Annotated in this window: 19 protein-coding genes; 12 read left to right on the plus strand and 7 right to left on the minus strand. The window is 50.3% G+C overall.

The annotated features are described in order from the left end of the window. Positions 1-3 precede the first annotated feature (3 nt). Positions 4-363, plus strand: coding sequence for an Hpt domain-containing protein (locus H6624_03855; GenBank protein ID MCB9083448.1), 360 nt, complete (start codon positions 4-6; stop codon positions 361-363). On the opposite strand, the gene H6624_03860 is transcribed toward H6624_03855, so the two are convergent. After that, positions 360-1,538, minus strand: coding sequence for a radical SAM protein (locus H6624_03860; GenBank protein MCB9083449.1), 1,179 nt, complete (start codon positions 1,536-1,538; stop codon positions 360-362). The genes H6624_03855 and H6624_03860 overlap by 4 nt on opposite strands. 72 nt (positions 1,539-1,610) lie before the next feature. On the opposite strand from H6624_03860, the gene H6624_03865 reads away from it, so the two are divergent. Beyond that, positions 1,611-2,471 (plus strand): hemolysin III family protein, encoded by an 861-nt coding sequence (locus tag H6624_03865; GenBank protein ID MCB9083450.1) that lies wholly within the window; start codon positions 1,611-1,613, stop codon positions 2,469-2,471. 44 nt (positions 2,472-2,515) lie between these two features. Here H6624_03865 and H6624_03870 read toward each other — a convergent pair whose 3' ends face one another. Then, the gene (locus H6624_03870) at positions 2,516-5,167 is read right to left on the minus strand and encodes a nitrate- and nitrite sensing domain-containing protein (protein MCB9083451.1); all 2,652 of its coding nucleotides are present in this window, start codon (positions 5,165-5,167) and stop codon (positions 2,516-2,518) included. Positions 5,168-5,567: 400 nt separating this feature from the next. Here H6624_03870 and H6624_03875 point away from each other — a divergent pair, with 400 nt between their 5' ends. From H6624_03875 to H6624_03910, 8 genes are read left to right on the plus strand one after another with little or no spacing between them, the layout of a single operon-like run. Further along, the gene (locus tag H6624_03875) at positions 5,568-6,434 is read left to right on the plus strand and encodes a c-type cytochrome (protein ID MCB9083452.1); all 867 of its coding nucleotides are present in this window, start codon (positions 5,568-5,570) and stop codon (positions 6,432-6,434) included. A 41-nt stretch (positions 6,435-6,475) separates the two neighbouring features. Then, positions 6,476-10,093 (plus strand): nitrate reductase subunit alpha, encoded by a 3,618-nt coding sequence (locus tag H6624_03880; GenBank protein MCB9083453.1) that lies wholly within the window; start codon positions 6,476-6,478, stop codon positions 10,091-10,093. Positions 10,094-10,131: 38 nt separating this feature from the next. Further along, entirely contained in the window at positions 10,132-11,688 is a 1,557-nt protein-coding gene (gene narH, locus H6624_03885; GenBank protein MCB9083454.1) for a nitrate reductase subunit beta, read from the plus strand. Continuing rightward, positions 11,689-12,357 (plus strand): hypothetical protein, encoded by a 669-nt coding sequence (locus H6624_03890; GenBank protein ID MCB9083455.1) that lies wholly within the window; start codon positions 11,689-11,691, stop codon positions 12,355-12,357. A gap of 15 nt (positions 12,358-12,372) precedes the next feature. Then, positions 12,373-13,101: a respiratory nitrate reductase subunit gamma gene (gene narI, locus H6624_03895; GenBank protein MCB9083456.1), complete on the plus strand. Its 729-nt coding sequence runs from the start codon at positions 12,373-12,375 to the stop codon at positions 13,099-13,101. Positions 13,102-13,157: 56 nt separating this feature from the next. After that, complete coding sequence (locus H6624_03900; protein MCB9083457.1) at positions 13,158-14,765, plus strand: MFS transporter; 1,608 nt, start codon at positions 13,158-13,160, stop codon at positions 14,763-14,765. Positions 14,766-14,787: 22 nt separating this feature from the next. Further along, positions 14,788-15,471, plus strand: coding sequence for a hemerythrin domain-containing protein (locus tag H6624_03905; GenBank protein ID MCB9083458.1), 684 nt, complete (start codon positions 14,788-14,790; stop codon positions 15,469-15,471). 38 nt (positions 15,472-15,509) lie between these two features. Further along, positions 15,510-17,279 carry a NarK family nitrate/nitrite MFS transporter gene (locus tag H6624_03910; protein MCB9083459.1) on the plus strand — a complete coding sequence of 590 codons (1,770 nt, stop codon included), beginning with the start codon at positions 15,510-15,512 and terminating at the stop codon, positions 17,277-17,279. Positions 17,280-17,308: 29 nt separating this feature from the next. On the opposite strand, the gene H6624_03915 is transcribed toward H6624_03910, so the two are convergent. The 5 genes from H6624_03915 to H6624_03935 all read right to left on the minus strand — a co-directional run bounded on the left by H6624_03915 (position 17,309) and on the right by H6624_03935 (position 22,587). Then, positions 17,309-18,058: a Crp/Fnr family transcriptional regulator gene (locus H6624_03915; GenBank protein ID MCB9083460.1), complete on the minus strand. Its 750-nt coding sequence runs from the start codon at positions 18,056-18,058 to the stop codon at positions 17,309-17,311. Between the two features lie 386 nt (positions 18,059-18,444). Continuing rightward, complete coding sequence (locus H6624_03920) at positions 18,445-19,395, minus strand: hypothetical protein (protein ID MCB9083461.1); 951 nt, start codon at positions 19,393-19,395, stop codon at positions 18,445-18,447. A 575-nt stretch (positions 19,396-19,970) separates the two neighbouring features. Continuing rightward, complete coding sequence (locus H6624_03925) at positions 19,971-20,642, minus strand: hypothetical protein (protein ID MCB9083462.1); 672 nt, start codon at positions 20,640-20,642, stop codon at positions 19,971-19,973. Beyond that, a complete protein-coding gene (locus tag H6624_03930; protein MCB9083463.1) occupies positions 20,643-21,266 on the minus strand; it encodes a hypothetical protein in 624 nt (207 codons plus the stop codon). It abuts the gene before it with no gap. Positions 21,267-22,002: 736 nt separating this feature from the next. Then, on the minus strand, positions 22,003-22,587 hold the full coding sequence (locus tag H6624_03935) for a hypothetical protein (GenBank protein MCB9083464.1): 585 nt from the start codon (positions 22,585-22,587) through the stop codon (positions 22,003-22,005). A gap of 178 nt (positions 22,588-22,765) precedes the next feature. On the opposite strand from H6624_03935, the gene H6624_03940 reads away from it, so the two are divergent. Both H6624_03940 and H6624_03945 read left to right on the plus strand, forming a co-directional pair. Beyond that, positions 22,766-23,437: a sensor histidine kinase gene (locus tag H6624_03940; GenBank protein ID MCB9083465.1), complete on the plus strand. Its 672-nt coding sequence runs from the start codon at positions 22,766-22,768 to the stop codon at positions 23,435-23,437. A 466-nt stretch (positions 23,438-23,903) separates the two neighbouring features. Next, positions 23,904-26,297, plus strand: a complete 2,394-nt coding sequence (locus tag H6624_03945) for a hypothetical protein (GenBank protein MCB9083466.1) — start codon at positions 23,904-23,906, stop codon at positions 26,295-26,297. The last annotated feature ends 4 nt before the right edge of the window (positions 26,298-26,301 follow it).

The following is a 26,301-nucleotide window of genomic DNA, read 5'->3' on the forward strand; positions in this document are numbered from 1 at the left end:
TGGATGATGGGAGCTGTTCACATTGAGATCTTAGACTCTTACTTCCTACACGAAAAGAAGGCGAGTGCAGGGTTTGTTCATCAGTTGGCGGTGTATTTTTCCGCCCGGGTCCAAGAGAGATTGGTCTTAGCGCGCTCCCTTTTGATCGAAGGACAGAGGGAAAGTGTGGGCGATCATCTCCATGCTCTAAAAAACGCCTTTCTGAACGTGGGAGCTCTTGACGCTGCGGACGACTGCCAGGAGCTGGAAAACCAGGTGGGGCGCCTGTCCACGGGAGAAATCCTCAGCCGATTGAATGGGCTGGAGTGCTCGTCCGTGCAGATCCAGAATGAACTTCGAGACATCATCTCCAGCCGCTCCTAGGTTGTTGGAGGTGAGGCCTCGCCCGGGCGATGGTCACGGGAGGCTAGGGCCCGCTCTCGATAGGATTTGAGATTTCCTAAGAATACCTTGGGCGACTCTAGAAGGGGCGATTTCAGAACCTCTAAAAACTGAGTGAACTCGGGGTGATTTTCGTTCCAAATCGACTGCTGAGCAAACTCCTCATCGGACCAGGTCCCCCAATTGGTTACCAGGGAGAAAAACACCTCATCCACATATTTTAAGTCCTGGGCCATTTGAATAAAATCAGGGATATCCCTGTAGTTCATCTGTTGCACCACAAAGTTCAAGCTCAACGTGCGGAGCTTTTTCATCTTACGAAGTGAGGCCAAAAAGCTCAGGTTTCTAAGAAGGTGTTGCCAGGACCCTCCTTTTCTGACTTGTGAATAAACCTCAGGTGTTGCTGCATCAACTGAGACAGACACAGAATCAATGAGCTCAGTCACTGGACCCAGCCGTTCCCATGTGGATCTGCTGAGAAGAGTTCCATTGGTGAGAAGAGTGATACGGATCTGCGGGCACCATTGTGGATCGAGGTTCTTAAGGAGGTACATAAAGATGGGCGAGGCGAATGGGTCCCCCCCTCCAGAAAACAAAAGGCGAATATAAAAGTCCGGGGAATACTGTTGCAGTAAAGCAATCAGGTCCTTGGTGATTTTCATCCTCTTATCGTACTCCGGACCTTTCTTCAGACCTGTCTTTTCTGTGCGACAGCTCGGGCATGAAAGATTGCAGCTGTAGTCATAGCACAAGGCCATTTCATTGGGTGGAGTTGGAAGGACTGTCTGCTGGTTTTTGATGATGGACTCTAAATAATCATCGATCTCAGACTTTAAAGGCAGAGAGTTGTTTTGAATGAAGGGGCACTGTTGGTGATCACAATAGTCAAATGAACCATCGTGAATCGACCGTCGAATATCCTGCATGGTGGGGCTATTCCACAGCTCCATCAGTTCCATATCCTCTAGGCAGCCGCCATAGGTGGGGAGCCAGCTGGGGCAGCAGCAAAAACCATGGAGGTACTGATGGATCTCCAGGCGTTCAAAGGGCCTTCGACAAAATCGGCTGCTTAAATCTTTTGCCTTATTGAGAGAGCCTGATAATGTACGAAGACCGGGGTTTTTCATTCCTACAAGGGTACTAAAGTTGAAGGCCATGAAAAGCTCTTGGTGAGTTTTTGTCTAGGTTGACGCGCAAAGGCGGGCAAGAAATTTTCAGGAGGTTGCCGGCTGATGAATATCATTCCCATTCCTGGTTTTAGCGAGCCATTTAGTTGTTGGTCCCACTTGTTGGCAGCCACAGTCGCGGCCGTTGGCATTTATTTTCTCAGTCGTCGAGGCAAAGGGAGTAAAGGGAGGTTGTTCTCGCTAGGTGTCTTTTCCTTTTCCCTAATCTTTCTTTTTTCCATGAGCGGGGTGTATCACCTGCTTGAGCCAGGAGGTGTGCCTCGGGCCGTTTTTCAGCGCCTTGACCATGCTGCCATCTGGGTTCTCATTGCGGGGACTTTCACGCCCATTCATGCGATTTTGTTCCGTGGCCTTTGGCGTTGGGGGATCTTGCTTTTGGTCTGGGTCATTGCCATTACTGGATTGGTTCTTGAAGTGGTGTTCTTCTCTGAGATTCCAGAATGGCTCACCTTGAGCTTTTATTTGGGATTGGGCTGGATTGGCGTGTTTAGCGGCTGGAAGTTTCGCCGCAGCTTTGGCGACTCCAGCTCGCGATATCTCCTTTGGGGGGGCTTGCTTTATTCTTTCGGTGCCGTTTTAGAGTTTTTGCGTTGGCCGGTGCTCATTTCCGGGGTGATGGGGCCTCATGAAGTCTTTCACATCTTTGTCGTGGCGGGCGCGGCCACCCACTGGTATTTTGTCTTTAAGTGGGCGGCCCACCCCATTCGTAACACCATCACCTTTCATGTGAAGGTCTTCCCTGGTGAACGTTATTTTGCCCGCGCAGTGGGCGAGAGTTTGAGCCTTGAGGCCTTGTCTCTCGATGGCTTACACGAGAAAATCAAAAGTCTGGTCCAGGAGAGTTTTCACCAGAGTTTACAGCCACAGATCCACCTCAAGTATTTTCACGAAGAGATTCTGTAGCTGCGAAAATCTTAACCTGGGAGATCCGAAGAAAGGTTTCTCCTTTAGGCAGCGGAAGATGATGTTTGGCCCTGCCCAGTTTCTTTGGCAATCATCATAACAAAATGGTGATGTGGGTCGTCACTGTCGACGGACAAAGAGCCCTTGTTGCGGAGGAGGATTTCTCTGGCCACGGAGAGGCCGCCGTAGCCCTCGCCTTCTTCGAGGCCGTGAAGGTCAGGGTTTTCATTGGTTGTGGACGCGTCTTTGGGCGAGAGGCCTGGACCGCTGCTGCGGATGTGGATGAGGATCTTGTCGGCGGTCTCGCTGGCTGAGATTTCGACCCACTTCTCCCTTTCATCAGCGATCCTTTTGAAGCTATCGTTGATAAGAGTGTAAAGTGCATGGCTGAGACCCATTTCGTTGCCAAAGGCCACCAGTTCCTGTGGGTCGGGTAAAATGCGTAATTCCACGCACTGGGCTTTGGCCTTTTCTTCAATCAGGGAGCCGGTTTCAGCGAGAAGTTGATTAATGGTAAAGGGGGTAAACTCCGTGTTGTTGATGCCAAGGGCCAGGCGCCTCATATTGGTTGTAATCCGTGAGATCCGCTCGGCCACGTTGATGATGGTGTCTAGGTGTTTAAATAGCAAAGTCTCGTCCAGCTTCCCTTTTTCGAAGGCACGCTTGATCAGGTCTGCCCCAAGAATTATAGCTCCTAAGGGTGAGTTGATCTCATGGGCAATTTGACCGGCGAGTTCGGCGACAGAGGAAAAGCGAGCCGAGGTGTGGAGTTCTTGTTCCGCCCTCTTGAGTTCGGTCACATCAAATCCATAGATATTAATATGACCGGTTTCAGCCAAATAGGTGTGTAGAAACCTTTGGGTTCGTCTATTTTGAGTGACCTCGCACTCGAAGGAATTTCCAAGCAAAGCGACTTGAACCAGCTGATTGGGTGTTATGCCCGAGCATACCTCTGTCCAGTACCTCCCGTTGAGATCAGACTCGTCAAAAAACCGGGACGCGGCTGGGTTAAATACTTCAATTTTGCCATTCCTATCGAGCCGCAAGACGGGAGATGGGTTGAGGCGAGGGAATTTCGCCATTTCGTCCAGCTCCCGTTGTGCATCCATGAGATCAGCAATGATTTTTGATTGTCGCGCATCGCGAGCGGACAGCACATAGCCGAGGATGGATTGGCCTTCGCCTTTTAAAAGAGTACCAGTCAAGAAGACGGGGATGTGGGCGCCGCTTTTGGTAGTTAGATAGGTTTCATGGTCGCGCAGTTTGCCTGACGCAATTAAGCTCTGCATTTGCTTGAAGTCATCGCAGTCGGGTAGGGTCTTGTTGTCGCGAAATAGGCGACTGGCCTTTTCGCCCAATAACTCCTTGCGGTCATAGCCCAAGATCTCCAAGGCGGGGTCGTTGACTCGCCCCAGGCGGGAGGCACTGTCAAACACTAAAAGAGTTTCCCCAAGGGAGTTGATGGTGGCCCGGATGTATTCGTTTTGCCGATGGAGATCAATTTGGCTCTGCTCGATTCTGGCAGAGAGTTGAACGATGCCAAGCAAAAGCTCATTGAGCTCCTCCTGGTGAGAGTCGTTGGAATTCGCCTGCTCCTCCTGGGAGGAGTTCTCTTCATCAGTGTTCACGAGCTTTCTTAACGTCACCAGGGCAGCCCGGGTAGGTGAAAGAATACTCAACACAACTTGGTGACTCAGGTAGAGGATGATAATGCCGCCAGCGATGACAAACAGCAATGAGAGCAAAAGATTTCGGTAGGCCCGCCAAGTGGCCCAGGACAACTCACGGCGGATATGGTCAGCGAGCCTGGCTTCAATGCTGCGGATACCGTTGATTCTGGTGGTGCTCAACAGGATCCACTTGCGAGCGGAGATTTGTGATTGGGAGGAAAAGTTGTCATGGATCATTCGGTCGCGCAAGGCTAGAAAGGTCTGTGTTTCAGGTGCGACCACCACTTTGGTGTATTGCCCTTGAAGGTCCCAGCTCATAAACTGAGAGGAATCTTTGATGGAATCCTCGTAAGTCCTTTGTGCTCCCACAAGCTCAGTCCACTGGCGGACGTGTCGTGTCTGAGGAGAGCGGGAGGTGAGGAGTTGATTGACCAAGGCTCGCTCTTTACCAGCCACTTCCTTGAGATTGAGCAAGAGGGAGTAAGTGTGAAGCAAATGATTGATCTTGGAATTGGTTGAGTGACTGGCCGCCTCGCCGATGACATGAAGGAGGAGGGTGTTGCAGCTCGAATAAAACGCATAAACTTCGTCAAAGGACAATTCGTTCAGGTCAATTCTTGCCCGCACCCCGGCCAGGGTATCGAATAGGGCCATCACCGCCCGGGTTTCTTCCTGCAGGTGAGAGCTGGTCATTTTGGACTTCTTGGCGACGCGTTTGAGATCTTCGATGAGTTTGTCCGTCTGTTTCCGCTGATCTTTGAGTTCCGAGCCAAACAGCTCGCCTTGAGAGCCGACATAGGCCGAAGAGTAACCCCGTTCTTTTTGCAGTTCATGGATGATGGAGCTAAAGCCAATGGTGAATTCAATGTCTTGATTTAGGGCGTCCATCTCCAATGCCGTGGAAATGTTGACCGCCACCTTTTCCGTGGCCAAGTAGGTCATGGCTAAGACAGGCAAGGCCATGGCAGCCATTAGCCGCCAGAGCAAAGGAGCGCTGTAAAGCTTGTCCTGAAAGGCTTTGATCATCGGCGCTGAAAACCTTCCTAAAAATGGGGCATCTGCCAGGAATTATTCGGAGTTTTTTGGCTTTTGGCTGAGTTATCGGGTCACAATTTCCCAAAAGAACGCTTTGCGTAATCAATTCACAGGGTTTTGCCTACGGAATTCATCCCCTTCCCAAAAGTCTGGCTAGCCATTGACAGACTCTGACCGAAATCACCCATTCTCGCTAAGCCTTTGTAGTCTTTGGTTTCCCGATGAGTAACGCATAGCAATGAAAGCAAGCGCTTCATTTGTGTTCATTATGTTTGGCATAAACCTGATTTAGATCAGGTTTTCACCTGATGCACTTAATGGAAGCCAATTGAGAACCGCCGTACCCTCACTCTATTGTGATCACTACCTAATATTGAAAGGTAAGCAAACTATGCAGGGTCTTTTTAAACAAACAACAGTGATGAAGATATTGGTGGCAGCCTCTTCGCTGCTTTTACTTTCTCAAGTGAGTCATGCCAATCCCGAAGGGGGTGAACTCTTTAAAGCAAAATGTGCCATGTGCCACAACATTGGTAAAGGCCGCTTGGTAGGCCCGGATTTGGCCGGTGTTGGCGAAAAACGCAGCGAGGCCTGGTTACTTGGATTTATTAAGTCGCCACAATCCATGGTCAACAAGGGTGATGCGGATGCCAAGGCTCTGGTGGCAGAATTCCAAATGGTCATGCCCAACCAGGATGTGACGGACGCTCAGATAAAAGCGATTTTGGCCTATGTCGCAAGCGAAGGTTCAGCGGGTGGAGGTGACACCGCCGCTACTGAAGAGACCCAGGCTGCGCCTAGCGAGTTCACTGAGGAGCAAATTGCCCACGGGCGTGAGCTGTTCACGGGCGTTAAACGCTTTGAGCAAGGCGGAGCCGCTTGCTTGTCTTGCCACAATGTCACCGACGGAGAGAGCTTTACTGGCGGATCCTTGGCTGTCGATCTCACAGGCGCTTACGACCGATTGAGTGAAGCTGGAGTTAAAGGGATATTGGGAAGCATTCCTTTTCCGGCGATGAAGGCCGCCTATCAAGGTCGTGGGTTCTCGGATGAAGAGGTCACAGCGATTATGGCCTTCCTCAAAGACGTAAGTTCCAAAGGCCAGAGCGAAGCCACCATCAATTACGGACCGAAGCTCTTCGGATTCGGCGTTGTGGGTTTCATCGTTTTTGCGATCTTCTTCTCTTTGATCTGGGCCGGACGCAAGAAGGAGTCAGTGAACAAGGAACTTTTCGACCGTCAAATTCGGTCCCGTTAATGATTGGTTTTGGAATTAACAACTAAGTAAGGGAAAGCAGTATGAGCTGGATTAAAGATATCATTTCACCAGAGACGCGTAAGTGGGAAGAGTTTTACCGTAACCGATTCCAACATGATCGGATTGTGCGTAGTACTCATGGTGTGAACTGCACAGGCGGTTGTTCCTGGCAGATCCACGTAAAAGACGGAATTGTGGTGTGGGAAACTCAGCAGTTGGACTACCCTCTGCTTGAGGGTGATTTGCCTCCCTATGAGCCTCGTGGATGTCAGCGGGGAATTTCATTCTCCTGGTACCTCTACAGTCCTCTGCGAATTAAGTACCCCTTGATTCGTGGCGCCCTCATCGATGCTTTCCGCGAAGAGAAGAGCAAGTGCGGCGGTGACCCCCTCAAGGCATGGGAATCCCTGCAGGCCAACAAAGAAAAGCGCAAAAAGTACCAGAACGCCCGTGGTAAGGGTGGATTCCGCCGCGCCCATTGGGACGAAGTTCTGGAACTGATGGCTGTGGCCAACATCTACACCGCGCAAAAGTACGGTCCTGACCGGGTAACGGGATTTTCTCCCATTCCTGCCATGTCCATGCTCAGCTACGCAGCTGGTGGCCGCTTCCTCCAGTTGTTTGGTGGAATCAACCTGAGCTTCTACGACTGGTACTGCGATTTGCCCACCGCTTTCCCTGAAATCTGGGGCGAGCAGACTGACGTGTGTGAAAGTGCCGACTGGTACAACGCCAAGATGATTGCCGACATGGGCGCTTGTTTGAACATGACAAGAACTCCTGATTGTCACTTCTTTGCCGAAAGCCGTCACAATGGGACCAAGGCTGTGGTCTTCTCTCCTGACTTCAGTCAGGTGTGTAAGTACGCAGATCAGTGGGTTCCTCTTCATGCCGGTAGTGATGGTGCCTTCTGGATGGCCGTCACCCATGTGATTTTGAAAGAGTACCACCACGAGAAGAAATCCGAGTACTTCACTGAATATGTGAAGAAGTACACAGACAGCCCCTTCCTGGTGAAACTTGAAAAGCAAGGCGAGCACTATGTTCCTGGCCGCATGATTCGCGCCAATGAAATTGCCCAATATAAGGATGTGGAAAACGGAGACTGGAAATTCCTCAACATAGACGAGGCCACCGGTAACTTCGTGATCCCTAAAGGCTCTGGCGGAGACCGCTGGGCCTCCAAAAAGGGCAACTGGAACATGAAGTTCGAGAACTCGGCCGACGACAAGCCTTATAACCCGGTGCTGACATTTATTGATAAGCACGACGACGTCCTTCAGACGGAGTTTATTGAGTACGGTTTGGATCGTCAGGACAAGCGTGGCGTTCCGGTTCGTTACATCGACACCGTTAACGGTAAAGTGCCTGTGACCACCGTGTTCGACCTGTGTATGGGTCAGTATGGTGTGAGCCGTGGCCTTGCCGGTACTTATCCCAAAGACTACACCGACAAGAACGCCGCTTACACTCCCGCCTGGCAGGAGATCTTCACCGGTATTGATTCAGAAACCGTGTTGCAGTTCGCTCGTGAGTGGGCTGACACAGCTGAGATCACCAAAGGTAAGTGTATGATCATCGTCGGTGCGGCGATCAATCACTGGTATCATGGGAACCTCATGTACCGCGCAGGAGCCATGGCTCTGATGCTGACTGGTTGTGTGGGTGTCAATGGTGGTGGTCTTAACCACTACGTGGGTCAGGAAAAGCTGGCGCCCCAGGACTCTTGGGGAACAATTGCCTTCGGTAAGGACTGGCAGGGGGCGATTCGCCTTCAGCAAGCTCCTCTCTGGCACTATATCAACACTTCTCAGTACCGCTATGATGGACAGTTCTCTAAGTACAACACTGTACCTAAGAATGATCTGACCGCCATGCACACCGCCGACACCATTTTTAAGTCGGTGCGCATGGGCTGGATGCCTTTTTATCCTCAGTTTAAGCAAAACACTCTTGAACTGAGTAAAGAGGCCGAAAGCAATGGCGCCAAGGATGATGAGGCCATCAAGAAGTACGTTCTTGATAAACTGAAGTCGAAAAAGCTTGAGTACTGCGTGGGCGATCCCGAAGCCGAAGAGAGCTTCCCTCGCGTATGGTACATCTGGCGTGGTAATGCCATTATTGGAAGTATGAAGGGTCAGGAATACTGCTTGAAGCACTACCTGGGCACTCATCACAACTCCATCGCCGTGGATGCAGAAGAGCACACCAAAGAAGTGAAGTGGCATGAGCAGGCACCTACTGGTAAGATGGACCTAGTTGTGGATCTGAACTTCCGTATGGATTCTTCAGCCCTGTACTCGGACATCGTTCTTCCAGCTGCCAGCTGGTACGAAAAGGCCGACTTGAACAGTACGGATCTGCACTCCTTCATCCACCCGCTGTCGCGTGCGATTGCGCCGGTGTGGGAAGCCAAGAATGACTGGGATATCTTTAAGTGTTTGGCAAAGGCCACCAGCGAAATGGCCGAGAAGTACATGACCGGTACCTATAAGGACATCGTTTGTGTGCCCATCCAGCACGACACGGCTGGTGAGATCAGCCAAAAGGATATCAAAGATTGGTACCTGGGTGAGTGTGAGGCCATTCCGGGTAAGACCATGCACAACATTGCCGTGGTCCCCAGGGATTACACCAAGCTCTACGATAAGTTTATCGCCCTAGGTGAAAATATCAAAACCAAAGGCTTGGGCGCACACGGTAACCACTATATGTGTGAAGATGCCTACGATGAAATGGTGGTCTCTAACCACTTCCCCGTTGAGCGCATGGACGGCAAGGTCTATCCCTCATTGAAGGAAGATGAGTCTGCGGCCAACGCGGTTCTTCATCTGTCGAGTTTGACCAACGGAAAACTCAACGTCCGCGCCTACCAAGAAGCTGAAACCCGCACGGGGATGCCGCTGATTGATCTGGCAAAGGGCAGTGAGGATTTCCGCGTCACTTATAAGGATCTTCAAGCTCAGCCCCGCCGTTACAACACATCCCCCCTGTGGTCAGGTGTGATGACGGATGGCAGAGCTTATGCTCCTTACACCTATAACACGGAGAAGATGGTGCCGTGGCGGACCTTGACCGGTCGTCAGCACTTCTATCTGGACCACGAGATGTATCTTGCTTACGGTGAGCACCTGCCCACTTACAAGCCATCTCCTAAACCAGAGCTTTATGGTGACCTCAAGGAAACTGTAAAAGAGGGAGCGGCGCGAATTCTTAACTGTTTGACTCCTCATGGTAAGTGGCACATCCACTCCACCTACATGGAAAACCACCGCATGTTGACCTTGTCTCGCGGTTGTGAGCCCTGCTGGATGAGTGAGATTGACGCCAAAGAGATGGGCATTAACGACAACGACTGGGTGGAGGTCTATAACGACCACGGTGTGTACTGTACACGAGCTTGTGTCAGTGCGCGGATCCCCAAAGGTGTTTGTATTGTCTATCACGTGCCTGAGAGAACGACAGGTATCCCGCGCACCCAGGTTCGCGGCGGCAAGCGAGGCGGAGGACACAATAGTTTCACCCGCATTCACTTGAAGCCGAGCTTCCTGGCCGGAGGTTATGGGCAGTTTAGCTACCACTTTAACTATTGGGGCCCGATTGCACCTAACCGCGATACTCACGTGACGATTAAGAAAATGGATCAAGTCATTTTTTAAGGCAACTTGGCGAACTTGGTTAATGAGAGGAAATAAAAATGGATATTAGATCACAGATCTCGATGGTATTTCACCTCGACAAATGCATTGGCTGTCACACTTGCTCCATTGCCTGTAAGAATATTTGGACAGACCGCAAGGGCGCTGAGTACATGTGGTGGAACAATGTGGAAACAAAACCGGGAACCGGATACCCCACTAAATGGGAAGACCAGAACATCTATAAAGGTGGCTGGGAAAAACAAAGCGGGGGAGGCATTGAGCTCAAAGGAGCTGGCCACCGCAAGTCCCTGGTGAACATCTTCCACAACCCCCATATGCCGGTCATTGATGACTACTATGAGCCCTTTACTTACAAGTATTTGGACCTCATTGAGTCCCCGGCCATGGATATTCAGCCCACAGCCCGTCCGGTTTCTATGATTACGGGTGAGCCCATTGACATTAAGATGGGTCCCAACTGGGATGATGACTTGAGCGGAACTCCCGATCACGGTCGTCAGGACCCCAACATGAAAGACCTGAGTCCGGCCGAGCAGGAAGCTATGTTCCAGCTGGAGCGCTTGTCTTTTTACTACCTACCGCGAATTTGTAACCACTGTTTGAACCCTGCCTGCGTGGCTTCTTGCCCCTCAGGTGCGATTTACAAGCGCGGTGAAGATGGTGTGGTGCTGATCAACCAGAGCGTCTGTCGCGCCTGGCGGATGTGCGTGACGGCTTGTCCTTACAAGAAGTCCTACTACAACTGGTCTTCTGGAAAGTCTGAGAAGTGTATTCTCTGCTATCCACGTATCGAGTCTGGCTACGCTCCCGCTTGTATGCACTCCTGTGTTGGACGTATTCGCTACTTGGGTGTGGTTCTCTACGATGCAGACCAAATCCACAAAGCAGCCAGTGCCGACGACAAAGATTTGGTCAATCAGCAGATGAACGTCATCCTGGATCCTTTTGATCCGACGGTGATTGCTGAAGCCAAGAAAAACGGTATTGCCGACTCCACCATTTGGGCGGCCCAGTCATCGCCCACCTACAAGTTCGTCAAGACGTGGGGATTGGCTCTGCCTCTGCATCCTGAGTTCCGTACTCTGCCGATGCTCTTTTACGTACCACCTCTTCTTCCCGTGATGGCCTCGCTGAAGCAGGTGAACAATGCGGAGCAGACTTCAAAAATGAATCCTGTCTCCAAAGTGTGGGACGATGCATGGCTTTATAACACCACGACCAAAGAGCTCTTTGGTACCATCGACGAAGCTCGGATGCCGCTCAAGTATTTGGCAAGTCTCTTTAGTGCCGGCGACGAGGGTATGGTTAAGGACCGCTTGAAGAAGCTGATGGCTGTTCGTGTGTACCGCCGTTGGAAGACCGTGGGCGATGTGCCCGAGGCCAAGGCGATGGAGATGCTCCGCGAGGTGGATCTTGATCCTCAATCGGCAGATGACATCTACTACCTGACGTCTCTGGCCAAGTTTGACGACCGCTTTGTGATTCCTGCCGCCCACCGTGAACACGCCATCGAAATGCTGGAGTTCACTGGCGACAAAAAAGGAAGCACCGGTTTCGGCTTCAAAGAAGAGTCAGCCAGCAGGGGGTTGTAAGTGGATTTACAGCCTTACCGCGTGATTGCAGACCTCTTCGATTTTCCGGCAGAGGACTTCCCCCAAAAGGTGAGAGCCGTGGGGGAGTACCTCAACCACAGGTATCCTGAGGCGTCAGTGCTGGTGGAAAGGTTCCTAGGTTACCTCCCTGTGGAGGATGTTCATGCCATGCAAGAACTTTACACCCGCACCTTCGATGTTCAGGCGATCACCACCTTGGATTTGGGCTATGTCCTCTTTGGTGATGATTACAAAAGGGGAGAGATGCTCTCCCACTTGAACAAAGAGCACGCCAAGTATGGGAACCCCTGCAGGAACGAGCTGAGTGATCACTTGCCGAATGTTTTGCGGCTGTTGCCCATGCTGGAAGATGAGGACCTGCGCAATGAAATGGCGTCGGTCGTTATCTACCCGGCTCTGGTGCGCATGATCAGTGAGTTCAATCCAGAGCGGATTGAGAAAAAGAAGAAGTCTTATCAAAAACACTACAAAACCCTGATCGATGTTTCTGAGAATGGCGAGACGGCCTATGTGCTCACTCTCCAGGCTCTGGATGTATTATTACAACGGGATTTTGAATTGCAGGAAGTCGAGCCTCCAGCGACGAGCAGTGACTTCTTGCGCAATGTAACCAGTGAAATGACCATTGAGGAAACCGCCAAAGCTTAATTAAAGGAATATGTCATGAGCCCATTAAACAGTTTTTTATTTACAGCCTTTCCTTATCTTGCATTTGGAGTGTTCGTAGTCGGTTGTATCTACCGCTACAAGGTGACCTCCTTTAAATATTCGTCCCTATCCTCTCAGTTTCTTGAGGGAAAGAAGCTCTTTTGGGGCTCCATCTCTTTTCACTGGGGGATTTTGGCGGTGTTTTTGCTCCATCTGGCCGCGTTTTTGATTCCCGATACCATTTTGGCCTGGAACGCATCTTCAGCAAGGCTCTTTTTGCTGGAGGCCACAGGGATCACCTTTGGCATCGCGGTTTTCTTCGGTTTGATCGTACTTTACACTCGGCGGGTCACTAATAGTCGCCTTCGGGCCGTCTCCAACCGTATGGACTTCTTTTTGGAAGTGCTGTTGTTGGTGCAGGTAGGCCTCGGGATCTACATTGCCGTTGGGCACCGTTGGGGATCGGCCTGGTTTGCCTCGACTCTGAGTCCATATTTGTGGTCTCTAGTAAAACTCAGTCCAGATGCGACAGCCGTTGTGGCCATGCCCACAGTAATCAAGACCCATGTGTTCCTGGCCTTCTTCATTCTGTTTATGGTGCCCTTTACCCGCTTGGTTCACTTTTTGGTGGCGCCACTGCACTACATCGGGCGCCCCTATCAGCAGGTGATTTGGTACTGGAACCGTAAGGAGATTCGCGACCCAAGGACGGCTTGGAGCAAATTTCGTCCGCGGAACAACTAGAATTAGCGTCGATTTTGTTGATTGTTGAATGATTTTACTGAACTGAGGTTGAGATTATGTCTGTGAATTTGACCAATTGGAAAGTGGAAGATGAAGCCTTTTGGGAGAAAGAAGGAAAGAAGATTGCCAACCGCAATCTGTGGATCTCCATTCCCAGCCTGCTGTGCGGGTTTGCCGTATGGCTTTATTGGGGAATTATTACTGTACAAATGCTTAACCTTGGCTTTCCGTTCACCCAGGAGCAGCTGTTCTCGCTCACGGCAATTGCCGGTCTTTCGGGAGCAACCTTAAGAATTCCCAGTACCTTTTTTATCCGCATTGCCGGCGGAAGAAATACCATTTTCTTCACCACGGCCCTGCTCATGATTCCGGCCCTTGGGACGGGGATCGCTCTTCAGGATAAAAACACGCCTTTGTGGGTATTTCAGATCCTGGCATTGCTCTGTGGATTTGGCGGCGGAAACTTTGCCTCGTCCATGTCGAATATTAGCTTTTTCTTCCCCAAAAAGGTGCAAGGAACCTCTTTGGGATTGAACGCTGGCCTTGGCAACTTTGGTGTAACCACCATGCAGATCCTCGTTCCTCTGGTGATGACCATGGGGATTTTTGGTGGTGATTCCATGACCTTGGTGAACACCTCTGGCACCTTGATTGGAAAAATCCCAGCGGGATCGGAAACCTATATTCACAATGCGGGCTATATTTGGCTGGTACTACTGGTTCCCCTGGCCTTCGCTGGTTGGTTCGGTATGAACAATATTGTCACCAACAGTGTGACCCCATCGTTGGGTTCACCATTTGGGTCCTTTGTTAAGATCTCAGGGCTCTTGGGTATCGGGTTGGTGGCCGCAGCTTTGGGCATTTACCTAATGATGCCTCCTCCCGTTGGAATCGCATTGATGAACAAGTGGATTGTGTTGCCTTTGGTGATTGCGGCGACTGTGTTCATGATGCGCTACCTAACGACTGGGAAACTCCAGGAGAATCTCAAGCGTCAGTATAAGATCTTTGAGAGCAAGCACACTTGGGCGATGACGGTGATTTACACCATGACTTTCGGTTCTTTTATTGGTTACTCGGCGGCATTTCCTCTGTGTATCAAGGTGGTGTTTGGTTTTCAGCACATCATGGGTGCTGATGGAGTGATGACTCACACGACGGTTAACCCAAATGGTCCCAGTGCCCTTATGTATGCCTGGATGGGCCCCTTTATTGGAGCCTTGATTCGACCTGTCGGGGGCTGGATATCGGACCGTTTAGGTGGCGCGCGAGTCACTCATTGGGTGTCGGTGGCGATGATTGGAATGGCAATTGGTGTTGCCTATTACCTGACCAAGGCCTACCAGTCGGCCACACCGGAAGAGTACTTCTGGCCCTTCTTTGGGTTGTTTGTGTTGCTGTTTACAGCGACGGGAGTGGGGAATGGCTCTACCTTCCGCACCATCGCCATGGTCTTCAATGAGGAGCAGGCGGGGCCGGTGCTAGGGTGGACATCAGCCGTGGCGGCCTATGGAGCCTTTATTATTCCTAAAGTCTTTGGAGAGCAAATTAAGGCAACAACCCCGGAGCTGGCGCTTTACGGGTTTGCGGTCTTTTACTTTCTCTGTTTGATCTTGAATTGGTGGTTCTATCTTCGACCAAATGCGTATATAAAGAACCCCTAATTTAAGACCTGAGGTGAAACTGATGAGCAATATGACGCATGAAGAAAAATTGCATTTGAAGACTAATGACCCCATGGCAAGGCAGGGGGAAAAGGAAGTGGAAGACGATGGGATCTCGCCCATGAGTCCTCCCGAGGCCTTTGAACCGCCAGCCAAAGAGGCCATCGCCTATGATGAGATGCATCCCTTTTTGCAACGCCTCTATGATGAGCATGAGCCCTTTAAGAAGGTGATCGACGGACTGGAATCAGCCCTTAAAGACATCAAAGAAGGCACCATGACTCGGGAAAAGGACAAGTTAGTCCGGGATTTCTTCGAGTTTTTCGATCAGGAGTTCATTAGCCATAATCTCAAAGAAGAAAAGATCCTCTTTGCATTGTTACACAATCGTCTTTTGGAGAGCGGCGAGCATTCAAAAGGAGAGGTCCCCCAAACAGCCGTTGATGTTTTGGAAGGGGATCATCGCACGGCCATTCAGAAGAGTGCTGTGGTGTTCAATCTGTTGTCTATTTTCCATCGGTTGCCAGACAAGAGTTCTAGCCTGATGATTTTGGATCTGGCCTTGAGCCAAGGTTTTGAATTGGTGGAAGAGCTGCGCTTGCACATCTTCCGTGAAGAAAACGTAGTCTTCCCTTTAGCCCATAAATTGATAAGGAGGGACGAGTTCGAAGCAATGGAAATGAAAGAGAAAAGCGGATTCTGTTAAGTAGTTGTTGTCTGATCTCTAACAAAGCGAGTTAAGTCGTGGATATCAAGAATAAAGCCACATCGATTAATCTATTTAGTTTTTCGACCCGTCCTATGCGGGCCTTTCACGTCACCTGGTTTGCCTTTTTCCTCTGCTTCTTTGCCTGGTTTGGTATTGCGCCCCTGATGGCAGTGGTGCGGGAAGAATTGGGCCTCACCAAACAGCAAATTGGTAACACCATTATCGCTTCAGTGGCCATCACCATTATTGCCCGCCTGATTATTGGCTGGCTTTGTGACAAGATCGGGCCTCGCCTCTCTTATACATGGCTTTTGATCCTCGGCTCTCTTCCCGTGATGGGCATTGGCTTTGCTCACGACTATGAGAGTTTTCTCCTTTTTCGCCTAGCGATCGGCGCGATCGGCGCTTCATTCGTGATCACTCAGTACCACACCTCGGTCATGTTTGCTCCGAACTGCGTGGGAACAGCCAACGCAACATCGGCCGGCTGGGGAAACCTCGGCGGCGGTGTGACCCAAATGATTATGCCACTCATTTTTGCTGGATTCGTTGGCCTAGGCTATGCCAACTATTGGAGCTGGCGCCTGTCGATGGTCGTGGCAGGTGGTGTGTGTTTCTTAACCGGTATTGCCTACTTCTTTTTGACCACAGATTATCCCAACGGTAATCGCAAAGAACTGATTGCATCAGGTGAAATCCCCGAGGTGGTGCATAAGCAAAAGGGACTATTTTGGCTAGCCGCAAAAGACTACCGGGTGTGGGCTCTGTTTTTGATTTATGCCGCTTGTTTCGGTATTGAGCTGACCATCAACAATATTGCCGCTCTTTACTTTAAAGACTATTTCGGATTGGGGCTTAAGACGGCTGGTCTGGTCGCGGGCCTGTTTGGACTGATGAATATTTTTGCCCGCACCTTGGGTGGGGTGATTGGTGATAAATTTGGTCAGGCCGGCGGCCTGCATGGTCGGGTGAAGTGGCTGTTCATCGCATTGTTGGTGGAAGGTATTGCCCTTTTGCTTTTCTCGCGCATGACCATTCTGCCCATGGCGATTGGGACGATGATCGTCTTTAGTTTGTTTGTGCAAATGTCTGAAGGAGCCACCTATTCAGTGGTGCCATTCATTAATAAAAAGGCCATCGGGTCTGTCTCAGGAATCGTCGGCGCTGGTGGAAACATGGGCGCGGTGACGGCGGGGTTTTTGTTTCGTGCAGAAAACATCAGCTGGCCCCAGGGACTTTTCATATTGGGTATTATGGTAATCCTATTTGCCTTTGCCGCCTTCTTTGTCCGCTTCTCAGCAGCTGAGGAAGAAGCCGCCAAAATTGAATTCGACAAGGCAGTGGAAGAAAGAAAGTCTTTGGCCGCCGGCAAGGAGAGCTGGATTCCCATCCCGGACTTCTCCCGGGTTGGCCCCATGGATCTTTTGCGGGTTTACTTGGGTGTCGCCTTAGCGATTAAGGGAATCTACTTCATTATCAACATGAAGGCCATGGAAGCGCTAACGGCTGGAATTGGTATGATGGAAGAAGCAACCGCATGGTTTGTGGTCTTTGCCCACACGGTAGGTGGTGTGGCCCTGGCTCTCGGATTTGCCACCCGGGTGGCATCAGCCATTAATGCTGTGGTTCTCTTTGGTGCGATATTGTTTGTTCATGCTCAAGAGGGACTGTTTGCCGCCAACCAGGGTTTTGAATTCTCCTTGTTTGTGCTTTTTGCACTGTTGCTCTTGTTCTGGAGAGGTTCAGGCAAGTTCTCTGTTGATCATTATTTGTTTAACGGTGAGAGCAGTAAGGCGTCTGCGTAGTATTGGTAAGCGGGTGCCCGGGCGAAAAGTTACTGGAAGAACTCCAGAGTTCGGGCACTGAAAAAACCAGGTGGGGTCGATTCAACGGTCATGCCACCTTCTGACAGGCTGGCCAGCTTGGATTTGTTTAAGATAAAATAGAACTTGTTACGAATGTCGATCAGGCGATCTTTCTTAAACTCAGTCGTCAGGCGAGTGACGGTTTCAGAAGTGGTGCCGATGAGCGAGGCCACCTCTTCACGGGTGAGTTTGAGATTGATTTTGTTCTCCACTGAATCACCGTGGGAATTATGCAAAGAAACCAAAAGAAGAGCATAGCGCTGTTTTACTGATTGTTGAGTGAGCGAGGCGATCGTTTTTTCCGCATTGCCGAGCATTTTGCCAAACTTGCGCGCCACCTGAAGAAGAACTTCCGGGTGACGGGTCAAGATGCGTTGGATCTCTTCACGGCTAAAAAAGCAGACTTCGGAGGGTTCGAGAGCGGTAATAGTCGCTTGCAGGAGTTCTCCGGCGAACAGGGCACGAAAGCCAATGATGTCTCCGGGGCCACAGATACGAAAAATGGTTTCTTTTCCCGTTTCAGGGCAAGTGGTTGAGAGTTTCAGCTTTCCCGAGCAGATACAATAGGCACCAAAAACAGGATTACCCTGAACATTGACGTTTTGGCCCTTTTGGTAGCGGTTGGAAACCTTGGAACGGGAAATGCGCATCAATTCTTCGGTGGGAACATCTTTGAAGATGTTGTCACAGGAGATTTCTTTGCAGGTCCCGCAGTTCATGCCCTTTGATTCCCTTTTTTGGTCTCGAGTCACCCCGGATGGTGATACAATGCGCCAGATTCCGCTATCTTCCTACGTTGGGAAAATAAGTCAACTGCTGGGTGCCCGACGGCTTCAAGGAGGATGACTCATTAGGTTAAAAGTCCAGGCTTCGGGGTATTTTTGCTCAAAAAACAAGCAAAAGATCAGGACGGGCAGGGGGTTGGGAGATCAAGGCGTCAGGATACCGGGATATCAGGATATCGGGATATCAGGATGTCAGGATATCAGGGAGACAAGAGACAAGAGGACAGGAGAGCACGGATACGGGATGTCTTGCTATCTTGGGATCTTGAGTCCCGGAACTCTTGAATTCCGGAACTCTCGAATCTTCGCTCTTAGATTGTTTAGGGTTTACCCTGTACTGGAGGAGCAGCTTGATCCTTTACCTTGTTTCCGGCTGGGTCAGAGAACAAGGCTTCGGTGATCTTTTCAAAGGCACTGATCAAAATGTCGGCTAGGAATTCGCCATCAGAGAACATCTGGATGATCATTTCGGTCATGGGCAAATAGAAGATCTGTTGGACAAGCACAGGACCAATGACTTCATCCAAAAGCTTTTGCGTTTCCACGTCGGCATCAATTCCAGTTCCAAGGGTCATTTTAGTAAAGTGAACACTTCTTGCGGTGGACTCCATCCAGCGCAAATAGGGGCTGCGGCTAGAAGTCGAGGAGTCAGAAAAGCGTTTAAAAGTTGCCTTGTGAGTGGAGTGCAGCTGCTGAACGCCGGAGGTATCTAAGGCGTTGTCGATTTCAACAGATTCCTTCGGGAAGCGAATTTCACCTTCGACATGGATGGTGCCGTTGACACCGCGATAACCAATCCAGCGAACATTGGCGACAAAGGGGATTGAGCAGACGTTACCCTCTTGCTTTTCGCAATCCTGCATCTGAGCAACAGGGACGGAAAATTTGCGAATGGAGAGCTCTTCGTAGTTTGTCACGATCCCACTGATGGTTTCCGGCGACAGGGCGGCACCATAAAGAGGAGTCAACCCCAGAGGGCCTTGGTGGTCCAAACTGCCATTTGGGGTGGCCTGAACGCGCTGCCACTCCTTAAGAGCGGGGATGATTTGAATCTCACTGGGGAAGTCCTCCAGAGCCTGGGCACAGTAGGTTGGAGCAGACTTCGCCGTCATCCCCTCGTATTCCAGCAGGCACAACTCGCCTTTTTCATTGCTGTAGAGATCAAAAGCCTGTTTGCCGGCTGAGGCGGGAAGGGCGAAACAAAGGCTCAAGAGAATTGAAAAAAAGGCAGACCGAGGCCCAATTTGGGCGAGAAAACGTGCAGATTTCATGATTCCTCCGTTGTGAATCACAATATGAGTACTAAACGACCAATCAGACGAAGATAAGAGCAAGAATGGGGCCGGTGTTGAGACCTAAAGGACTGATCGTCAAAAAGCTTTGCCATTGAGATCGCCCCTTTCCCGACCATCCTCCGTAAATCCTCACGCGCCTTTCGGTCGCAGGCGCGTCTTCGGGTCGCATCATCTTCGATGCTGCGTCTCGGATACGCCCGTGCGCGACGGCAGAGGATTCGGATTCACGGGGATGCTCGTCAGGACCGATCCCACTGGCAAAGATGGGCCAGGATTTGCGATCAAGTTTGTAAAGCTAGGAAGATAGGCTTTGAGTCAAGAAAAGAAGGGAGGAATATAAAGGTACACTACGTGTTACCAGTTCTTCGCATCCTGATATCCTGCCCCTTGGTATCTTGGTATCCTGGTATCCTGGTATCCTGAATCCTTGATCTCTTGATCTCTTGAACTCTTGAACTCTTGAACTCCTGAGATTCAATTGAAAAAAAGGCCACTCGATTTGGAGTGGCCTTTTGAGGTCCAATATTCAATTTGATGGCTTTGGTCGTTGGTTACTTTTGTTGGCCGATGCCGTGGAGCTGGTTGAATTTGATCAGCTGGTCCGAGCCCGACTTGTAGAACATTATAATGTCTACCGTGGAGATTCCGTCCTTGGGCATGACGAATACGGAGGGCTTCTCGTTGCGGCGGATGGCTTCCAGAACCTGTTCGCGGAAGGCAATCACCACATCACCATCTTTAGCTGTCTTCAGTTGACCTGTGGTATCCACCACATTGTTCCACCAGTTGCTGTGCTTAAAACTAGGTCCAAAGTGAGCGGGCACTTCCACTTTTCCAGAGTAGATCTCATCCCAAGCCTGATCCAGAACCGGATTCGGCCACATGATGACCCGAGCACCACTCTGTGGCTTCACCTTCACTTCACCCATAAAGGCAATCTCACCATTAGCCAAGGCCTTCTCGTCTAGAACATACCCAGCAAACTTGCTCCAATTGATACTTGCTGAGTACATTTTTGTCCGCGAAGCGCTGTCCCCAGCATTCTGAATACCAGCATCGGGTGAGGTTAAGATCGCGTCCATGCCTGGATTCCAGCGAATTTCTGGCACCCTTCCAGCGCCAACGGTTCCGCCGCCACCAACATTATTTCCACCCGCCATTGCGCTGATACCTACTGAAAGACTGACAAATGCAATGATAGAGATCTTAGCCATCATTTCCATTTAAAAATCCTCCGGTTTAATAGTCGAGCGAGAAAGGCTGACATAATATGGTTCTGGATTATCAACGGTGTCGACATTCTGGCTGGCGAGCTCCTGCAGTTCCATGCAAAACCGATTGTAAATCGCGTTGAATTTCTTGATCAGATGTTTATTATTGGGAAGTACAAAGTATCGAAAGCCAGCTGTAGTATTCTGAGGGCGAGGCATCTTAGCCCATTCATCAAAGGCTCTCTGAATTGTGATGCCTGCCATATCCGCGAAGATTCCCATATCTTCGCCGAACTGTAAATCAAGTTCAACTGGGGTAGCGGAGCGGACCACTTGATCATCCTGGATTTCAAGCAATCCTTTTTCCTCTAGCTCTCTCAAGACGATACTGAGCTCATTTAACAAAGAGTCATTGTGTAACTCAATGTAAGATTCCATTTCCTTAATAGACTCAAAGCCAGAATAAAGGCAGAAGAGATAAATAAAAAAGCGACCCGGGTCGGTGGCGAAGCTAAAAGTCTCACGGCGAGGAGAAAATCCGGGAAGGACAATGTTTTCTTTGCTAGGCGTATCCTCAGAGTCCCGATTGCAGGCGGAACCATCTGCTTTTAGGTTTTCGAGTTTGGAATCCAACATAAGTGGGTCCTAACTATGCCTGCTAAAAGGTTAATACGCTTAAGAGGGCTCGGTTTTACCAAAGGTGGGGGAATAAAACCAATGGCATTTATTTGGTCCGGAATTTTTGTTGATGAGGGTGGAGGCGGGCAAAAAGGGACCGAGTGATATTGGGTAGTTAGGGCATTTGGTAGGGACGAAAGTGGGCAGGCTTTGGCAAAATTTACATCGTCAATTAGTTCAATTTATCCGCCCCCTCCAGGCCATATTTGATCTCCATCAGTCTTTGCAACCACCCAAATTGTCTGCGAGAGCAGCAAAATTGGAGGGTTCATCCAGCGACGGCTTGAACGAAGCGAATACGCCAGGGATTGGGGCGGGCTCCGGAGGATCAATGGACAGCGATATCGGCTTGTTGATGGATGAGCCACAGAACCTTGGCTCGCCTTTATCTGGGGATAGGTCCGATTGTTGAGCCATTCACTGTGAATCCGAATCCTCTGCCGCGTCCTTAGATAGCGAAAGCAGTCTAAATTGGAGGGTTCATCCAGTGATGGCTTGATCGAAGCGAATACACTAGGGGTTGGGGAGGGCTCCGGAGGATCAATATGCTTAAAACCGAGTTCGGCTTGGTGCTGCGCTCTGAGCGAGAGCGCTGCTGCCGGAAGGATGTTTGAGGTTTTAAGCGTGTTGATCGCAGGAGGCCGACACAGCCGTGAATGAACAGCGGAGATCAAGCAACATGGGGCCAAAAAATTTAAGACTTCTTGAGCTCGTTAACCAAGCTCCGTATCCGCGCCAACCCCGGTAAACTCTTTTGCCGCTCCAATGCCACCGAGGCTTCGCGGAGAGTGGCAGCAAGAAGGCGTTTACGGAAGTTATCGGGGATTTGATCATAGAGTCGGGCCAGGGCCAGGGCGGTTGGGGAGAGCTGACCGGGCGAGGCGAAGTCTTTTTTTGAACTCTTGGTCCAAGCACTTGGGCCACCACTTTGGCTGCGGGACTGTTGAAGAGTCTGAGTGAGTATCACTTTACAAAGAGAACCGCCCTGCTGGGGGAGGGCCTGGGTGTCGTTTTCAAAGCGCAAGAGAAGTCCGTAACGAATCTCATCCCGGTTGTAGCCAAAGAACTTTAAAACCATGGCCAGCTTTTCGGGACTCAGATTTTGGTTCTGCTTATACTGCCCCTTAGGATCTTTAATGAGCACTTTAGCCAGAGTGGGAAAGCTCACCAAGTGTTCACTGCGTTCAGCGAAAGCCCGATAAGATAAGTCATTTCCCTTAAGTAGGTCGTCGAGCAGGGGGCGGTAGTGGCGGTAATTATAGATGATGGGCCTCTTCATAATGTATCTAATATATATACAAGAAACGAATTTGACAAGCGGCAAAAAGGATTAGGTTGGTTAATCCGGATATATCAAATAAAAAACACTCATCTCAGTGACGAGCAGCTCCAAGCGTAGCAAAGGGCACCCAGGGAAGGGGGCTCAAGTTTTGGGTACTTCAATTGGGAGGTAGACGATGAATGCAGGGGAACTTTTAGATAGCCAGTCACTTTTTTTGAGGCAGTGGATCCATGATTTGCGCTCGCCTCTCAGCGCTTTGGCCGTGGTCACCGATCGACTGCAGCAGCAAGGCGCTCAAGAAGCTGAAATTTTAGCGGCGGCCCTACAAAGGCTCCAGTCGCTCTCTGGAGATATGAACCCACTCGGTGCCAGTGATGCCTCAGTCACGCTCCCTACGGCACTGCAAAACCTTTTTCTGGAAAAACGCACCGAGTACGCTCAGCGTTCCGGTGTGGATTTCCAGTTCCTTAACCTCATGGCGGAGACCGTAAAGGTCTCCTTGCCTCCCTCCCTCTTTCAGCGAATGATCTCCAACCTAATTAATAACTCGGTGGAAGCAATTGAAGGGAACGGATGGGTTCGCGTGAAGGTGTGGCGGGATCATGGTGACCTATATATTGAAATCGCAGATACAGGCCGGGGCATTCCTCCGGCTGTTCTATCTCGGGTAACTGATTGTGGTTTTAGCTATGGGAAAGATGGCGGTACCGGACTTGGACTTTGGCAGGCCTGGCAGGCGGCGAAGAGTGTCGGCGGCGCCCTGATCGTCGACTCCATTTGGGGGGAGGGAACCACCGTCCAGGTTCGCTTGCCCATTGAAAGCCAAGAGTATGCATCCTTGGGGTAAAAAAGTGTTTCAAAGAGGGATGAGACACCAGGGGGAGTCAGATCGAAATGAGGGGGAATTGGATAAATTGTCGAAGTTGTTTTCACTATTTTGAGACGATGAGACGCTCAGTTTGAGACACTTTTGTCTCAGCTTGAGAAGGCGATACAGTCAAATCAAATTGAAATGGAATAGAGGTTTTCTGCGGGGAAAGCCTCTTTTTTTTAGGGCGAATATTTGCCATTCTGATTACGCCTTGGGTGTGTGTGTTGGGTGATGTGTGTGTGCGACACTTTTTCCCCAATAAGCCTGCGTTGTCCGTTTTCTCTTTGGCCATCCAAAATAATTCGGGTCAGTTAAGACGTGTCCGTTATTCTTCGGGCGCGAGTAGTTAGGTGTGTTGTGATCTATCCACCAGTGCGACTTTGGTGTGGGCGATCGCAAGAGGGATGAAAAACAATTCATTAAGAATTGGGGAAAACGGGATATGAAGAGAACAGGTAAGTTCTTATGGGCATTTCTTGCCCTTGGGTTTCTTGTGGTTAATTTCCAAAACTGCTCTGAAGTGAAGTTTGCTAATCAATCTTCACTCAATGCCGCTAAAGACATAGACGGCGGAGGGAATGTGCCTCCTGAGCAAAACACCTGCAAAGGGGTTCCTGAAGGAATTCCCTGGACAGTGGTCGATGGCTTTCTACGCCTCCCATCCCAATGTGCAGATGGTTCGCAGACCGAAGACCTTTATGAACTAGTCAAGGTTTACATTTGCGATGAGGGCCAAGTGTTTGAAACCAGCCAGCATGCGGGTCGTTTGATTGAGGTTGGGCAGTGCCAAAGGCCTCCTAATAAATGTGGTGACTATGAAGAGGGTCAGACGCGAGAGAACTTTAACTACGAATCGCAAAAGGTTCCCTGTCCTGAAGACTCTGAAAACATGATTGAAATTACTTACTTGATTCGGGCAGGTGAGACTTGCCTTGAAGGTTCTTGGGCGTCCAACGGGCCGCCGATCCGGACCATCTTCCGCATCGATGATAGCCAGTGTCGGGTGAAGCCTCCTCAGGGACAAAATTGCGGCAACCGCAAACACAATGAGACCTGGACTGAAACCGAAACCGAGAAAAAAGAGGGCCAGTGCCAGGAAAATGAAACTGGCAAAATCGAATACGGCCGCGGCATTGAGCATCAGTATGTCTGTCTCAATGGCACGGTTTCGCGCACCGGTTACACGATCGGCAACTGGGAAGTGAAAAATAATCTTTGCCGCAAGAGCTGCGTGGAAGAGGGATTGATTCACGGTGAGACAAAAGTAAACATGAGTACAGAAAAGCAGGTGGAGGCTTGTGAAACCGGATTTTCCGGCTCGATCACCAGTGAGCGCAAGGTGACGACCACTTTGCTCTGCTCGGATGGGCAAGTCAGTCGTACAATCGAAAACGGCAACTGGAGTTTGGTGGAGTATAGCTGTAAGAGGGACTGCGACAACGGCCGCAAGCATGGTGAAAACTGGAACTCCAGCCGTGAGGAAATGAAGAAAGAGGCCTGCCGCCCCGGGTACGTCGGTGAAATCCAATACCGAAAGATAATCACCAACAACTACCAGTGTAATGATGGCAACGTCATTACTAAGATCATTGAAGGCAGCTGGACCGAGGTGGGCAACACCTGTAAGCGACAGTGCGAAGGTGGGCGAATTGAAGGCGAAACATGGCAGTCATCCGATACAGAGACTCGCACCATAGAGTGCGGGGCCGGGTACAGAGGTAACGTTGTTCAAACCCGCACCACCACTCGGGTCTATATGTGTATGCCCGATGGAACAATCAAAATCACTGTTTCGATTGGTGAGTGGGTGGACAAGCAGCGCAGCTGTGTGCGCCTGTGCCCCAGTGGTCACAGTGAAGGCGAGACCTGGGAAAGACACCGCCAGGACTCCAGGTATCTGAATTGTCCAAAGAATTTCATTGGCTTTATCAAGCGGACGTTCAACTACAAAGAGTCCTTTGTTTGTAGGAACGGCAAAGATGAGCCGCTGCGAACTACGATTATCAATCATAAGGACGATAATCGCTGTGAGCCTTTCACCACCTCGGGCCGTTGCGGCGGAGATAAGGTCTCGGCAAGTCAGGTTAATGGCCGCCGGGCATGGGTAAGAAAGTGCAAGGATCATCCTGCTATCAGCTTCTTTTACAAGCTGGGTGGGGAAAAGATATACACTAACAAAAACCACTACCCCACATTTGGTTACACCAAAAATGGCAAAGTCACCAGGTCTTGGGTTGCGCCGACTTCAACTTCGGCCAGCTGTCGCATTCCGGAGGGTGTGCGAATGGTGGGGCTCTGTACAGCAGGCTGCTTTACCCAGGACCAAAGAGTGCTTTTTGCCGGAAATGAGTACATCGGCATCAAGAGTGCTTGGGAGGCTGACGTTCAGGAAGTGATGACGGTAAGCCCTGAAAGTTTCTTTGAAGACATTCAATTGATCGCTGAGAAGATTGGCAACTTTGTGGTGGATGTGGCTCCGGCCAAGCAAACCATTCTTGAATTCCACACGGCTGGTGGAGGCAAACTACAGGTGACTGAAGGCCATCCAATGCTGACATCCGATGGTCGATTGGTTGAGGCGGTCAAATTGAAGACGGGAGACAACCTCGTCCTCTACAATGGTCAGGCCGATCGAATTGTGGAAAGGCGCTCATTTGAGATATTTGATCGAGTTTACAACTTGTATCCAGAAACCAAGGACTTGTTGCAGAATCTGATTGTGGCAGAAGGCTTCCTGACGGGATCAGCCTACTACCAAAGTGAAGGCAATGAGCACATGGGACGCATCATCCTCAGGCATGCCCTCGTGGATGATCTGTTCCCGGAAAACAAATGATTCG

The organism is Pseudobdellovibrionaceae bacterium (assembly GCA_020635075.1).
In the GTDB taxonomy this organism is placed as follows: domain Bacteria; phylum Bdellovibrionota; class Bdellovibrionia; order Bdellovibrionales; family UBA1609; genus JADZEO01.